Source organism: Bacteroides sp. AM23-12 (genome assembly GCF_003434395.1).
Classification (GTDB): domain Bacteria; phylum Bacteroidota; class Bacteroidia; order Bacteroidales; family Bacteroidaceae; genus Bacteroides; species Bacteroides thetaiotaomicron.
Genome location: NZ_QTLF01000004.1, coordinates 187,818 through 202,593, shown reverse-complemented (window position 1 = coordinate 202,593; position 14,776 = coordinate 187,818). Strand labels below are relative to the sequence as shown.

Genomic DNA, 14,776 nt, shown 5'->3' with positions numbered 1-14,776 from the left:
TATGAAACAATTTATTGCTTTCGTAAAGAAAGAATTTTATCATATTTTCCGTGACCGGCGTACTATGCTGATCCTGTTGGGAATGCCGGTCGTGCAGATTATTCTGTTTGGGTTTGCTATCAGTACGGAAGTGAAGAATGTCCGGCTGGCAGTTCTTGATCCTTCGAATGATGTGGTGACAAGGAAAATTATAGACCGGTTGGATGCGAGTGAATATTTCACGGTTACCACCCGTTTTCATTCTCCACAGGAGATGGAAACTGCCTTCCGGAAAAATAAGATCGATATGGCAATTGTATTTGGAGAGCGTTTTGCCGACGGACTTTATACGGGGGATGCCCGTGTGCAGCTGATAGTCGATGCAACCGATCCCAATATGTCTACCTCGCAGAGTAATTATGCAGCCAGCATTGTTTCTTCGGCAGGACAGGAGATGTTGCCTCCCAATGTGTTCGTTTCGCGTTTGACTCCAGATGTCAAATTGCTGTATAATCCGCAGATGAAGAGTGCCTACAACTTTGTGCCCGGAGTCATGGGGCTGATTTTAATGCTGATTTGTGCGATGATGACCTCTATTTCCATTGTTCGTGAAAAGGAGACGGGCACGATGGAAGTATTGCTGGTATCTCCGGTAAGACCATTGTTTATCGTGCTGGCCAAGGCGGTCCCTTACTTTGTTTTATCTTTTGTCAATCTGACAACCATTTTGCTGCTTTCAGTCTTTGTACTGGATGTGCCGGTAGTGGGGAGTTTGTTCTGGTTGGTGATGGTGTCTTTGCTCTTTATTTTCGTGTCGCTGGCTTTGGGTTTGCTGATTTCCTCTGTGACAAGTACACAGGTGGCGGCCATGCTGGCATCCGGAATGATATTGATGATGCCCACCATGGTTTTGTCCGGAATGATTTTTCCGGTAGAAAGTATGCCGGTGATTCTCCGGGCCATATCGGATATTATTCCCGCTCGCTGGTATATTCAGGCTGTACGCAAACTGATGATTGAAGGAGTGCCGGTTGTGCTGGTACTTAAAGAGATTGGTATTTTGTTGCTGATGGCAGTAGTGCTTATTACCATCAGTATCAGGAAATTTAAATATCGACTGGAATAAAGGAATTTATTATGATAAAATTTCTGATAGAAAAAGAGTTTAAACAGTTGCTTCGCAATTCGTTCCTGCCGAGATTGATTCTTATCTTTCCCTGCATGATCATGTTGCTGATGCCATGGGCTGTGAATCTGGAAATAAAGAATATCCAGCTGAATATTGTAGACAACGATCATTCGGTGATTTCTCAGCGGCTGGTGAATAAGATTGCGGCTTCTACCTATTTCCGTCTGACGGAAGTGCCGGCATCTTATGAGGATGGATTACGGAATATTGAACTGGGAACAGCGGATATTATAATGGAGATCCCCAGGCACCTGGAGCGGGACTGGGTGAACAAAGGAGAAGCCCATATACTGATTGCAGCCAATTCGGTAAATGGAACGAAAGGAGGGCTAGGCAGTTCTTATCTGGGCACTATTATCAATAACTATGCAGCCGAGTTACGTGCAGAATATCCTGATGCCGTATCTGCGTCGGGCAGTGCCCCTTCCATTCGTATCGATACGCAGGGATTATTTAACCCGAATCTGAATTATAAACTTTATATGATTCCTGCTTTGATGGGAATGTTGTTGACTTTGATATGCGGATTTTTGCCCGCCCTGAATGTGGTTAGTGAGAAGGAGGTAGGAACGATCGAACAGATTAATGTGACTCCCGTACCGAAATTTACTTTTATTCTGGCTAAACTTTTACCTTACTGGATCACAGGCTTTATCGTATTGACTTTGTGCTTTTTGTTAGCCTGGCTGCTTTATGGAATAACTCCTGTAGGGCATTTCATCGTGATTTATTTTTTGGCGATTTTGTTTGTATTCGTTATGTCCGGTTTCGGGCTCGTTATATCCAATTATTCGGCAACTATGCAGCAGTCTATGTTTGTAATGTTCTTTTTTATGCTGATTCTGATGTTGATGAGCGGATTATTCACTCCGGTGAGCAGTATGCCTGAATGGGCACAGGTGATCACTTATTTCAATCCTTTGAAGTACTTTATGGAAGGAATGCGTATGGTATACCTCAAAGGAAGCAGCTTGTTGGAACTGCTGCCTGAAATAGGAGTCCTGCTTCTTTTTGCACTGGGTTTCAATACCTGGGCGGTGATCAGTTATCGGAAAAATCAATAATTGAGAATTTGATTATATAAAAAACAGCTCTTATCCTTATTGGTTGGAAAAGAGCTGTTTTTATTATTGTTTTCACCCCTTGGGATGAATCGTGGTTACTGTATTATTTTACTTCGATTTGCTTTTCGGCCTTCTTCACTTCTTCTTCAGAAATCTTAGGAAGTTGGACGCTCAAAACTCCGTTTTCTACTGCGGCAGAAATTTTTTCTTTATCTACATTATCCGGCAGAATCATCGTCTGCTGAAACTTAGAATAAGAGAATTCGCGACGTAGATAGCGACCTTCTTTCTTCTCTTCTTTGTTTTCAGTCTTCTTCTCCATAGAGATAACGAGGTTGTTGTCTTCATCAATGCGAACATTGAAGTCCTCTTTTGTCATTCCCGGAGCAGCCAGTTCAACTTTGTATTCTTTTTCTGTTTCAAAAACATTGATTGCAGGTGCAGTTGCATTTGCTTTTACCATCCAATCGTTATCAAAGAAATCGTTAAAAATACTTGGTAACCAACTTTGAGTTCTTCTAACAGGCATCATAATCTTAGTCTCCTATCTTTTAGTTAAACATTCGGTTTATTTACTCTTGAATTTCGGTTCGCTGCTTTCCGCAGAGGGGGCATCCCGACTCTTGCCGTCTGCTTTTGAACCGTCGTTCACTGCTATTAGTGCAAACCTTATGCCAAAGGAAAACTGAGACTAGAAATGTCTATTTGTCATTTTAATAATGCCAATTTTGCCTGTTTGGTGACAAAATGTAACCGCAGTGTGTTTATTTTATATAATATAGATATTAATTTGATAATCTATTTTTTTTCAATGAGTTTGAATCTTAACCTTAAAGTTTGCCTTTCTTCATTATAATCATGACTGATGATTTTGAAAGTTCCTACCTCTGAGGTATTGGATACATGTAACCCTATACAGGCACAGGCGTCATAATCTCCTATGCGTATAATGCGAAGAGTCTCACTGGCGTCAGCAGGAAGTTTGCTCAGATCTACGATGCCTTTAGCTTGCTCATGAGTCATAAATTCAACAGTTACGGGCAGATTTTGACTGATAACTTCGTTTACCTTATCTTCTATCGCTTGTATCTCCGCATCTGTAGGACAAGTAGGAAGAATATAGTCGCACTTACTCTTTTTCCTTTCTATATGGGCATTTCTTGAGCGAGGGCAACCGAAAGTTTTTACCATAGTGGCATTTAGTAAATGCTCTGCTGTATGCATAGGAGGATACTCCTGTTTGTTGTGATCATTGAGTTGAGGTTGTTGTTCCATAAATTTTTCAATAACTTTTTGTTTTTGATATTTTCTTATTTGCCGGATGGCAGTTTGTACTTTTCTCCCAGGAAATGCGGTTGCTTATCTATCGCTAAATCGATAAACATCTTGACCCTTGCAAATAATTCTCTGATATTGGTTCTCAATCCTGCATAGACGTCTACATCCCTGGCATTAAAACCGATGGCGGTAATCCCATTCTTTTCGGCAAGATAAATAGCCCGCTCATTGTGAAATCGTTGAGAAATGATGGTCAGACGGGTCTGACCGAATACTTCTTTAGCACGCACAACAGAGTCAAGGGTACGAAAACCGGCATAATCTAAATAGATAGACTTTTCAGGAACACCTTTTTGCATAAGCGCTTTCTTCATTTCTTCCGGTTCGTTGTAATCTTCTTTGCGATTATCTCCACTGATAAGAATATAATTAATTTTGCCTGCCTTGTACAGTTCAACCGCCGCATCAATGCGATAGTCAAAATATAAATTGTTATTTCCGCTTTTCAGCTTAGGAGAGGTGCCGAGAAGCAGACCTACATTGTTTGCAGGAATATCACTGATTTCAGTATAGATGCAGGAGGCTGCATTCTTCTTGATGGTCCAGTCGCAGATAAAGATACTGATAACACAAAGTATGGCAATTATCAGTGTGATATAGAATAGCTTTTTTTTCATTTTCCGAATAATTCACTCATATAATCAAGGGAACGGCTAATGTCGAAATACATTTGATTTCCTTCATAGTACTGGCATTTATCAAACTCTATCAGATCACATTTATTGACTAGCGATTGACCTTTCATGTTTTCCATTTTGAATAACATGTTCAGCAGTTGGTATTCGTCATTTACGCAGATAACCTTAAATGCGGTTTCTTCGCTTGTACCGTCACCTGTAAGCGCAATCATAGTAAGCAAGGCTGCGTATCTTTTTGAATAGTGTTTTATTTCCCGGATATCTTTCTGGAGCAAACCGGCTATTCCGTACATATTATATAGTAATTGGAGAGATACCGGATTCTTTTTTAGTAGTTCTTTGCCGATATTATAAGCATCTTCATACTTTTCTTCTTTAATCAACTTTCGGAAATCCTGAAAATCATCCATACTTCCTTTGTAAGCTGGTGTGAATGAATACCCGTAATATAGCATGGCATGATCTTGCCGGGTGAGTAAAGTATCATTTTCTTCAAAACGTTGCATGAGCTTTTGAAACTCCGTATTGTGATTAGTTACGTACTCTTTGATAGCCGGATAATCCACTTTTAATATTTCTTGTGCGGAACAATAAACCTGAAGGCTAAGTATGCTTATAAATAAAAGAGTAATGAGCTTTTTCATGGCAGTTTTTTTTAGGGTATTAAGATTCACAAAAATACCATTCTTTTTTAGGAAACCAAGCGTATAGGCATAAAAAAAGGAGCAACGCCTTGCTCCAACCTTTGTTAACCTTAAATCTAATACTATGAAAAACACATTACAAAGATACGGACTTCTGTGAACTTTGCAAATTAACCAAGAAAAATCTTATGTTATATAACATAGATTAAGAATTTCTCCTTTCCGCTTAACGGATATTCGGTATTTGATCGTTCATATAAAGAGTTTTTTTATCTTTGCAACCAATTTGAATTACTAATCTTTATATACGTATATGAAAAAGAAAAGACTGGGTCAATGGATGTTGTTGGCCATCGTTTGTTTGAGTTTCTCAGTAGGAGAGACCTATGCACAGAAACATGAGTTCGCTAATTACAAGCGTTATGCGACAGAGAATGCAGCACTTGCACAACCTGTAAAGAAGGAAAAAAGAGTGGTCTTTATGGGCAATTCCATTACGGAAGGATGGGTGAGGACACATCCTGATTTCTTCAAAACAAATGGATATATCGGTCGTGGTATCAGTGGTCAGACGTCTTATCAGTTTTTACTTCGTTTTAGGGAAGATGTGATCAATCTTTCTCCGGCATTGGTTGTCATTAATGCAGGAACAAATGATGTAGCCGAAAATACAGGTGCTTATAATGAAGATTATACATTCGGAAATATTGCATCTATGGCAGAACTGGCGAAGGCAAATAAAATCAAAGTGATTCTGACTTCAGTATTGCCGGCTGCTGAATTTCCGTGGAGACGGGAGATTAAAGATGCTCCTCAAAAGATTCAGTCATTGAATGCCCGCATAGAAGCTTACGCCAAAGCTAATAAAATTCCGTTTGTGAATTATTATCAGCCAATGGTGGTGGGCGAGAATAAGGCCTTGAATCCTCAATATACGAAAGATGGGGTACATCCTACAGGAGAAGGATATGATATCATGGAAGCACTCATTAAACAGGCTATTGAAAAAGCGCTTTAATTATAGATAGAGTGTAGATAAAAAATGCCCTTTGATAAGATTTCAAGGGGTATTTTTGTAGGATTGGAAGATGCTAAGATGGGGTATGGGCATAAAAAAAGGAGCAACGCCTTGCTCCAACCTTTGTTAACCTTAAATCTAATACTATGAAAAACACAGTGCAAAGATACGGGCTTTTGCGAAATCTGCAAATTATTTCTCTTAAATAGGTGTTTTTATAACACTAATTAGCAAAAGCTCGGGTTTCTTATAGATTTATTGATATTTATAAGCCGTTTATCCCCACTTTTCTTTCATCAAATCTTCCAGTTTCAGCAGCTCATTCCGATATTGGGCAGCTTCGATAAATTCCAGTTTTTTGGCGGCCTCCTGCATTAATTTGCGGGTACGCTCTATGCTCTTTTCCATTTGAGCTTTGCTCATATATTGTACGATTGGGTCGGCTGCGATATTAGGTGAAGAAGGTTCCACATAAGCGTGTTTTTCTTTCAGCAACTCATCGGCTTCGGAACCTGGACTGCCAAATACAGACAAGTTTCTCGCCTTTTTGATTTGTTGTGGGGTGATGCCGTTCGCTTCATTATAAGCGAGCTGTTTCTCGCGTCGACGGTTTGTTTCATCGATCGTAAGCCGCATACTGTCTGTTATTTTATCTGCATACATGATTACTTTTCCGTTTACATTACGGGCAGCACGTCCTGCAGTCTGGGTCAATGAGCGATGCGAACGGAGGAAGCCTTCCTTATCGGCATCGAGAATAGCGACAAGGGATACTTCCGGAAGGTCAAGACCTTCACGAAGCAGATTGACACCGATAAGTACGTCATAAACGCCTTGTCTCAAGTCATCCATGATCTTCACACGCTCTAATGTATCCACATCGCTATGGATATAGTTACATCTCACATTATTGTTGAGAAGGTATTCTGTCAGCTCTTCCGCCATACGTTTCGTAAGTGTCGTTACAAGTACCCGTTCTTCTTTTTCGATACGCAGCTGAATTTCTTCCATCAGGTCGTCAATTTGATTGAGACTCGGGCGTACTTCAATAACAGGATCAAGCAGACCGGTAGGGCGGATCACTTGTTCTACAACGATCCCTTCCGATTGTATCAGCTCATATTCTGCCGGGGTAGCACTGACATAAATCACTTGTTTTGTCATCTCCTCAAATTCTTCAAATTTCAGAGGGCGGTTGTCCATTGCGGCAGGCAGTCGGAACCCATATTCTACCAAATTGATTTTACGGGCACGGTCGCCTCCATACATGGCGCGAACCTGCGGCACGCTTACATGGCTTTCGTCAATAACCAGCAAAAAGTCATCCGGGAAGAAATCGAGAAGGCAATAAGGACGGGTGCCGGCAGCGCGACCGTCGAAATAACGGGAATAATTCTCAATGCCGGAACAGTGCCCTAATTCCCGGATCATTTCCATGTCATACGTAACTCGCTCGTACAATCGTTTCGCTTCATATTCTTTGCCGATAGATTCGAAGAACGCTACTTGTTTGGTTAAGTCATCCTCTATTTCGTGGATGGCACGAAGAGTAGCTTCCTTGGTGGTCATAAATAAATTGGCGGGATAGATCTTATAAGCTTCGAAAGGAGCGGTAGTCACACCGGTAATCGGGTCCACTTCTTCTATACCATCAATCTCGTCTCCCCAGAAAGTGACACGAAGCAGAGTGTCCGAGTACGCAAGGAAAATGTCGACCGTGTCTCCTTTAACGCGGAAGTTGCCACGATTCAAATCGATATCATTACGGACATACAGGCTGTCCACAAGACGACGCAGAAAAACATTACGGTCAAGCATCCGCCCCCGTTCAATTTCGATTACATTTTTATAGAAATCCGACGGGTTTCCCATACCGTAAATACAGGAGACTGAGGAAACGACTACCACATCTTTCCGGCCTGAAAGCAGGGAGGAGGTAGCGGCGAGACGTAACTTGTCAATCTCGTCATTGATGGCGAGATCCTTTTCTATATAGGTATCTGAATTTGGCAGATAGGCTTCCGGCTGATAGTAGTCGTAATATGAAACGTAATATTCTACGGCGTTATTGGGGAAAAATCCCTTGAACTCGCTGTATAGCTGCGCAGCCAATGTCTTGTTGTGGCTCAAGATCAACGTAGGCTTGTTGATGTTGGCGATCACATTGGCGATGGTGAACGTTTTTCCCGATCCGGTAACCCCCAATAAAGTCTGTGCGGGAACTCCTTGAAGTACCCCCTCAGTAAGCTGGGCGATCGCTTCTGGTTGATCCCCGGTAGGTTTGTAAGCTGATGTTAGTTCAAAATTCATAGTTAAATCCTAAAAAGTGGAGCAATATTCGGCAAAATAATTGAGATAACAAATCATTTTTCCAAATAAATCCTTTACTTTGCAACATATTAATATCATGAAACAGATTCATACAACTAATAATACCAAGAGAACATGATTTGGAATGAGACCATTGAGTGTATGGACCGCGAAAGTCTTCGCAAGATTCAAAGCATACGACTCAAGAAAATTGTGGATTACGTTTATCACAACACGCCTTTTTACCGGAAGAAAATGCAGGAAATGGGTATCACCCCCGATGATATCAATACGATTGATGATATCGTGAAACTGCCGTTTACCACGAAACATGATTTAAGAGATAATTATCCTTTCGGACTTTGTGCCGTGCCGATGAGCCAGATCGTGCGTATTCATGCCTCTTCCGGAACGACCGGAAAGCCGACGGTAGTGGGATATACCCGCAAAGACCTTTCTTCGTGGGCAGAATGTATATCGCGTGCTTTTACTGCTTATGGAGCAGGACGCTCAGATATATTTCAGGTTTCCTATGGTTACGGACTTTTTACGGGTGGCCTGGGAGCACACGCCGGAGCTGAGAATATTGGTGCTTCTGTGATTCCGATGTCCAGTGGTAATACAGAAAAGCAGATTACATTGATGCATGATTTTGGATCAACGGTTCTTTGCTGTACTCCTTCGTATGCACTTTATCTGGCGGATGCCATTAAAGATTCCGGCTATCCGCGGGAGGAATTCCAACTGAAAGTGGGAGCCTTGGGTGCGGAGCCCTGGACGGAGAATATGCGTCATGAAATCGAAGAAAAACTCGGTATTAAAGCATATGATATCTACGGACTGAGTGAAATTGCCGGACCGGGTGTAGGTTACGAATGTGAATGTCAGCATGGTACGCACTTGAATGAGGATCATTATTTCCCGGAAATTATTGATCCGAATACATTGCAGCCGGTAGAACCCGGACAGACGGGCGAGCTGGTATTTACGCACCTGACGAAGGAAGGAATGCCATTGCTTCGTTATCGTACGCGTGACTTGACGGCCTTGCATTATGATAAATGCTCCTGCGGGCGTACATTGGTTCGTATGGACCGTATCCTGGGACGTAGTGACGATATGCTGATTATCCGTGGTGTCAATGTATTCCCGACTCAGATCGAGTCCGTCATTCTTGAGATGGAAGAATTCGAACCACATTATTTGTTGATAGTGGGGCGTGAAAACAATACCGATACGATGGAACTTCAGGTAGAAGTGCGCCCGGATTTCTATTCGGATGAGATTAACCGTATGCTAGCGTTGAAGAAGAAACTGGCAAGCCGTCTCCAAAGCGTACTTGGACTGGGAGTCAATGTGAAACTGGTAGAACCGCGTAGCATTGAACGCAGCGTGGGCAAAGCTAAACGAGTGATTGATAACAGAAAAATTTAAAATAGGTAATAGGTAATAAGTATTAGGTATTATCGTAGCTGCAACATGGAATCCGTGTGGCTATTACCTATTACCTAATATTTAATACTTATTACTTAATACCTAATACTTAAAACTTTACGATAATGGTAGCAAAACAACTTTCTATCTTTTTGGAAAACAAGTCCGGCCGTTTGACGGAAGTGACTGAAGTGCTGGCAAAAGAGAACATCAATCTTTCTGCCTTGTGCATCGCTGAAAATGCTGATTTTGGCATTTTGCGTGGAATTGTATCCGATCCGGATAAAGCATATAAAGCATTGAAAGATAATCATTTTGCCGTGAATATAACAGATGTGGTCGGCATTAGCTGTCCGAATGTGCCGGGAGCTCTGGCAAAAGTGCTGGGATTCTTGTCGGCAGAAGGGGTCTTTATTGAGTATATGTATTCGTTTGCCAATAATAACGTGGCAAACGTTGTGATTCGTCCTAGTAATATGGATAAATGTATTGAAGTACTGAAAGAAAAGAAAGTCGACCTGTTGGCGGCAAGTGATTTGTACAAGCTGTAACCGGACGGCGGACCATAAGCGAACGGTGAACGAAGAACGATAGCGCTGGTATACCAATGACATATAGCGCGCTTGTTGATCGTTCACCGTTTATTATTGACTGTTTATAGCTTCCTGTTCGACGTCGTTTTTTCTCTTTTCGTCGATGTTTAACGCCTTTTATGTATTAAAAAACATAGATTAATTGGTTAATTCCCCGCGAATAAGTAACTTTGCACAATATTTTTTAAAAGGATGAAGAAAAATATCATTATAACTTTGCTCGCAGCAGCCTCTCTGACATCGTGTGGAGAGTACAATAAGTTGCTGAAAAGTACCGATTACGAATACAAGTACGAGGCCGCCAAAAACTATTTTGCTAAAGGGCAGTATAACCGCTCAGCTACCTTGCTGAACGAATTGATTACAATCCTTAAGGGAACCGATAAAGCGGAGGAGTCTCTGTATATGTTGGGTATGAGTTACTATAATCAGAAAGATTATCAGACAGCCGCCCAGACGTTTATCACCTATTTCAACACTTATCCCCGTGGTACTTTCACTGAACTGGCACGTTTCCATGCAGGTAAATCCCTGTTCCTGGATACTCCGGAACCACGTTTGGATCAATCAAGCACTTATCAGGCTATCCAGCAACTGCAGATGTTTATGGAATATTTCCCGAACAGTACCAAGAAGCAGGAAGCACAAGATATGATTTTTGCTTTGCAGGATAAACTGGTGTTGAAAGAACTCTATTCTGCAAAGTTGTATTATAATCTGGGTAACTATCTGGGTAATAACTATGAATCCTGTGTAATTACAGCTCAGAATGCTCTGAAAGATTATCCTTATACAGATTATCGCGAAGAACTTTCCATATTGATTCTGCGTGCCAGACATGAAATGGCCATTTATAGTGTAGAAGACAAGAAGATGGATCGTTACCGTGAAACGATAGATGAATATTATGCTTTCAAGAATGAGTTTCCGGAAAGTAAATACCTAAAAGAGGCTGAAAAGATATTCAATGAATCACAGAAAGTAATTAAAGACTAAATTTAAATAGATTTATGGACTACAAAAAAACGAACGCTCCTGCTACGACGGTAACCCGTGACATGATGGAACTCTGTGCTGACACAGGGAATGTTTATGAAACTGTTGCCATTATTGGTAAGCGTGCTAACCAGATTAGTGTGGAAATTAAAAACGATCTTTCTAAGAAATTAGCAGAGTTTGCTTCTTACAACGATAATTTGGAAGAAGTATTCGAGAATAGAGAACAGATCGAAATTTCTCGTTATTATGAGAAATTGCCGAAACCTGACTTGATTGCTACACAGGAATACATCGAAGGGAAAATTTATTATAGAAATCCGGCTAAGGAGAAAGAAAAACTTCAGTAATTTATTTTCTAACGAAAGAATTGATAGTCAAGTAGTAAGCGGGAAGCATTTTCCTATTCCTTATTGCTTGGCTATTATTGTTTAACTTAACTACTATAGAATACTTATGATTCAACGAATTCAAAGTTTTTACTTATTGATTGTAACAGGGTTGCTGATTACAGCAATGTGTTTACCGATGGGATATTTTATTGACACTACAGGAGAACATCCTTTTAAAGCACTGGGGATAGACGTGAATGGAATTTTCCAGTCTACTTGGGGGATATTTGGTATTCTGATGCTGAGCGCTCTGGTAGCTTTTGCGACTATTTTTCTGTATAAGAACCGAATGTTGCAGATTCGTATGTCAATCTTCAATAGCTTGTTGCTGGTGGGCTATTATATTGCCTTCATTGCTTTTTATTTTGCATTGAAGAGCGATGCCAATCTGTTCCGTATTGGTTGGGCGCTTTGCTTACCATTGGTGTCTATCGTTCTGAATGTGCTGGCTATTCGTGCTATCGGACGTGACGAGGTGATGGTAAAGGCTGCAGACAGACTTCGATAAGAATGCGGGAAGCTCTCGCATTGGGAGTTCCTGATAGAATAAAACAGGCGCAAATTTCGCAGACTCACGGAAATATAAACCGTAGGTTCGAGCGAGATTCGCGCCTGATCTTTTTGGGTATTGCTTCTTATTTCTTTAAATCGAATAGATAAGTGAGCTTCACTGTAATTGTGCCATGAGCCGCACGGGAGAAATAGTCTTTCTTTGTTGTGCTGTAAAAGTCTGACAGAGCAAAATAATAGCGTCCTTCGAGCAGAAAACTACCGGCTTTCTTTGTTCTGAATTCTATTCCGCCGCCTCCGGCTATACCATAATCGAATTTGTTTTGGATTTTATCCCCGTAAACAGCTTTTTGAGTGTCTGTCAGGGCATTCATGTCTATATTCTCCATGCTTTCAGATTCACCGATCAGAAGACCGATCTGAGGACCTGCATTGATAAAGAACTGCAGTCCTTTTTCATTGCCGAAAGCCAAGTGGGCGAGGAAGGGAATGTCGAGATAGGTCATCTTTCGGGTGTACTTGCGGGTAGGATCTTCTACGGTCTGCCCATTTTCATCCATGATTTCGAATAACTCATCCCAGCCGCGCTGTGAGATATTTAACTCTACTTGCGCACCACAGATCATTGCAAAATACTTTTCGGAAATGTAGCGTGCCGTCAAACCTCCGGTAATACCCATCAATGAGTTCTGTTTGATTTTAGGAGTGAATGAAGCACTGTTTAAGTTGACACCTCCATTAAATCCGACAGAAAAGTTCTGGCGTGGTTCGCCGATCTGTGCGGTGGCAGGAAGTGCAAGTCCCATCATCAGGGAAGCGGCAATCAGAAGTGATTTTATCTTTGTCATTTTCGTCTTATTCGAAGTCAAGTTTTACTAATTCAAAATTCTTCGTGAAATGGATAAAGAATACTTTCTTATTAATGAATCCTCCCCAGTTGTTGACACGTTCGAATTTGAAGCCTGTCTGTATCGGAGTCAGGTTCATTTTCGGTAAATTGTTTTCCAGTTCCGAGCCATAGCGTGACAAGCCTTTCAGGAAGAAGAAGCCTGTGTCGAAACCAAGCATTCCGTAGCTTGGGAATTTACTCACCAAGTCCTTGCTATACCATTTGTGATAATTGTTGGTGAACTGTATGGCAGCCGGAAACAATGTATTTGTGTAGAACGATGAATAGAAATAGGTATCCAGTTCAAAGAAACTTTCCAGGTGATCCCGGGTATATGTCTGCCATTCGGGATAACCGAACAGATGAATATTCTGCTCCGGAGTATCTCTGACCAGTAGAATCAGTTGAGGAAGAATCTTGATTAACATGACATTTTTGCCGGAAGTCGGAATGAAAATATTGTCTTTGTCAGAGCGGAGAGCTTCCTTCAGCATATCCTTGGTTGCGTTTTCATTGACGGTTTTCATTGACATTCCCTTGCTCTTCAGCTCTTGTTTCATGCCGCTGATAAACTCGGCTTTTTCTTTATCTTCGCTGGTTGGTTCAATAAAGATGACATGGGCATTGGGGAATTGACGGGTAAAGTGTTCGTATACTTCCGAATATAAATAGGATTGCGGGGTATTAATCTGGTAGATGGCAGGATTATTAAATACTTCTTCCCCTTTCGAAGAGAAAGGAATCACCAGTCGTATATCATTCTTTTCTGCAAAAGTAGATAAAGGTTTGATCTGTTGCTGGTGCATCGGACCGAAAATGACATTCATGTTCTTCATCTCATTTTTCGCCAGAATAGTATTTAATGTAGAAACATCTTTTCCACAGTCATATACATATAGATCAATAGAAGTACCCGTACGTTTCAGGCTGTCTACCGCCATCAGGAAACCTTCGTAGTATTCCACCATACGTTTGTCTTCCTGGAAAGGCAATAGCAGGGCCGCTTTGATAGTAGAGATTGCCTGAGGGGCTTCTTTGCTCTTGCGGAAAAGCTCATTGTTACTGGGGGGGATAGCGTACGGATCCTCTTTGGGAGTCGTCGGTTGCATGGTGGTTGCACTGGGATAGGGGATACAGAGATATTGTCCCTTTTTCATTCCCTTTTTCAGTTCGGGATTGGCTGCAATCAATTCCTGTTCGCTGATTCCATATTCGCGGCTTACACTGAATACGGTTTCTTTGCGTTTTACCTTATGCATATCTTTGCATCTAGATTGTACAGGCCCCTGTATAGCGGGTTTTTCAGCCGGTGTTTGCGTAGTTTCCGTTTCCTGCTCTTGTTCCAACGGAATGAGAATAACCTGACCGATACGGAAGTTTTCGGCGCTCAATCCCGGATTGGCTTCACAAATGGCTTTTGCAGATATATTATAAATGGTAGTCAGTTTGTATAAAGTTTCTCCGGCTTGAATCGTATGGAATGTTTCCCCTTTTTGGCTTTCTTTTCCTTTAGGGATTTTTATAGCTTGTCCGGCATAAATTTTCTCATCACATCCGGGATTCAGACGTATGATGTCGTTTGTTGTGACATTATACATCTTGGCAATGGAGTATAAACTCTGTCCTTTTTCAATGGTATGCAAGAAATAAGATTGGTTCTCTTGTGCATAACTAATAGCGTATGAGGCGCTTATAAAAAGCAAAAATAAGAATATTCGGCTTATCGGTTTCATCAATTTATAACTATTGGTTCTTGAAATCAAGGAACAAAGGTACGAATAA

15 protein-coding genes are annotated in these 14,776 nt (G+C 41.2%); 8 read left to right on the top strand and 7 right to left on the bottom strand.

Annotated features, from left to right (window positions below):
* Nucleotide 1 precedes the first annotated feature (1 nt).
* Nucleotides 2-1,105, top strand: a complete 1,104-nt coding sequence (locus DW640_RS06180) for an ABC transporter permease (protein ID WP_011107326.1) — start codon at nt 2-4, stop codon at nt 1,103-1,105.
* 11 nt (nt 1,106-1,116) lie between these two features.
* Nucleotides 1,117-2,232: an ABC transporter permease gene (locus DW640_RS06175; RefSeq protein ID WP_117577623.1), complete on the top strand. Its 1,116-nt coding sequence runs from the start codon at nt 1,117-1,119 to the stop codon at nt 2,230-2,232.
* Nucleotides 2,233-2,335: 103 nt separating this feature from the next.
* Here DW640_RS06175 and DW640_RS06170 read toward each other — a convergent pair whose 3' ends face one another.
* The 4 genes from DW640_RS06170 to DW640_RS06155 form a co-directional block, all read right to left on the bottom strand.
* On the bottom strand, nt 2,336-2,764 hold the full coding sequence (locus tag DW640_RS06170; protein ID WP_008763145.1) for an Hsp20/alpha crystallin family protein: 429 nt from the start codon (nt 2,762-2,764) through the stop codon (nt 2,336-2,338).
* A gap of 266 nt (nt 2,765-3,030) precedes the next feature.
* Nucleotides 3,031-3,507: a hypothetical protein gene (locus DW640_RS06165; RefSeq protein ID WP_011107329.1), complete on the bottom strand. Its 477-nt coding sequence runs from the start codon at nt 3,505-3,507 to the stop codon at nt 3,031-3,033.
* Between the two features lie 35 nt (nt 3,508-3,542).
* Entirely contained in the window at nt 3,543-4,187 is a 645-nt protein-coding gene (locus DW640_RS06160) for a vancomycin high temperature exclusion protein (protein ID WP_008763153.1), read from the bottom strand.
* A complete protein-coding gene (locus tag DW640_RS06155) occupies nt 4,184-4,852 on the bottom strand; it encodes a DUF4919 domain-containing protein (protein ID WP_016267338.1) in 669 nt (222 codons plus the stop codon). Before DW640_RS06155 ends, DW640_RS06160 begins: the two co-directional genes overlap by 4 nt.
* Nucleotides 4,853-5,165: 313 nt before the next feature.
* Here DW640_RS06155 and DW640_RS06150 point away from each other — a divergent pair, with 313 nt between their 5' ends.
* Complete coding sequence (locus tag DW640_RS06150; RefSeq protein ID WP_016267339.1) at nt 5,166-5,870, top strand: SGNH/GDSL hydrolase family protein; 705 nt, start codon at nt 5,166-5,168, stop codon at nt 5,868-5,870.
* Between the two features lie 276 nt (nt 5,871-6,146).
* On the opposite strand, the gene uvrB is transcribed toward DW640_RS06150, so the two are convergent.
* Nucleotides 6,147-8,180, bottom strand: coding sequence for an excinuclease ABC subunit UvrB (uvrB, locus tag DW640_RS06140; RefSeq protein WP_008763156.1), 2,034 nt, complete (start codon nt 8,178-8,180; stop codon nt 6,147-6,149).
* A gap of 135 nt (nt 8,181-8,315) precedes the next feature.
* Between uvrB and DW640_RS06135 the strand changes: the two genes are divergently transcribed.
* From DW640_RS06135 to DW640_RS06115, 5 genes are all read left to right on the top strand, one after another.
* Entirely contained in the window at nt 8,316-9,614 is a 1,299-nt protein-coding gene (locus DW640_RS06135) for a phenylacetate--CoA ligase family protein (protein WP_011107332.1), read from the top strand.
* 125 nt (nt 9,615-9,739) lie between these two features.
* Nucleotides 9,740-10,165, top strand: a complete 426-nt coding sequence (locus DW640_RS06130) for an amino acid-binding protein (protein WP_008763158.1) — start codon at nt 9,740-9,742, stop codon at nt 10,163-10,165.
* A 234-nt stretch (nt 10,166-10,399) separates the two neighbouring features.
* The gene (locus DW640_RS06125; RefSeq protein ID WP_008763159.1) at nt 10,400-11,203 is read left to right on the top strand and encodes an outer membrane protein assembly factor BamD; all 804 of its coding nucleotides are present in this window, start codon (nt 10,400-10,402) and stop codon (nt 11,201-11,203) included.
* Nucleotides 11,204-11,217: 14 nt separating this feature from the next.
* The gene (locus DW640_RS06120) at nt 11,218-11,553 is read left to right on the top strand and encodes a DNA-directed RNA polymerase subunit omega (RefSeq protein ID WP_004299989.1); all 336 of its coding nucleotides are present in this window, start codon (nt 11,218-11,220) and stop codon (nt 11,551-11,553) included.
* Nucleotides 11,554-11,659: 106 nt separating this feature from the next.
* On the top strand, nt 11,660-12,103 hold the full coding sequence (locus DW640_RS06115) for a DUF4293 domain-containing protein (RefSeq protein WP_011107333.1): 444 nt from the start codon (nt 11,660-11,662) through the stop codon (nt 12,101-12,103).
* A 127-nt stretch (nt 12,104-12,230) separates the two neighbouring features.
* On the opposite strand, the gene DW640_RS06110 is transcribed toward DW640_RS06115, so the two are convergent.
* Together DW640_RS06110 and DW640_RS06105 are read right to left on the bottom strand one after the other, a co-directional pair.
* Complete coding sequence (locus DW640_RS06110; protein WP_117577660.1) at nt 12,231-12,953, bottom strand: porin family protein; 723 nt, start codon at nt 12,951-12,953, stop codon at nt 12,231-12,233.
* Nucleotides 12,954-12,960: 7 nt separating this feature from the next.
* Entirely contained in the window at nt 12,961-14,727 is a 1,767-nt protein-coding gene (locus tag DW640_RS06105; protein ID WP_117577621.1) for a LysM peptidoglycan-binding domain-containing protein, read from the bottom strand.
* Between the last annotated feature and the right edge of the window lie 49 nt (nt 14,728-14,776).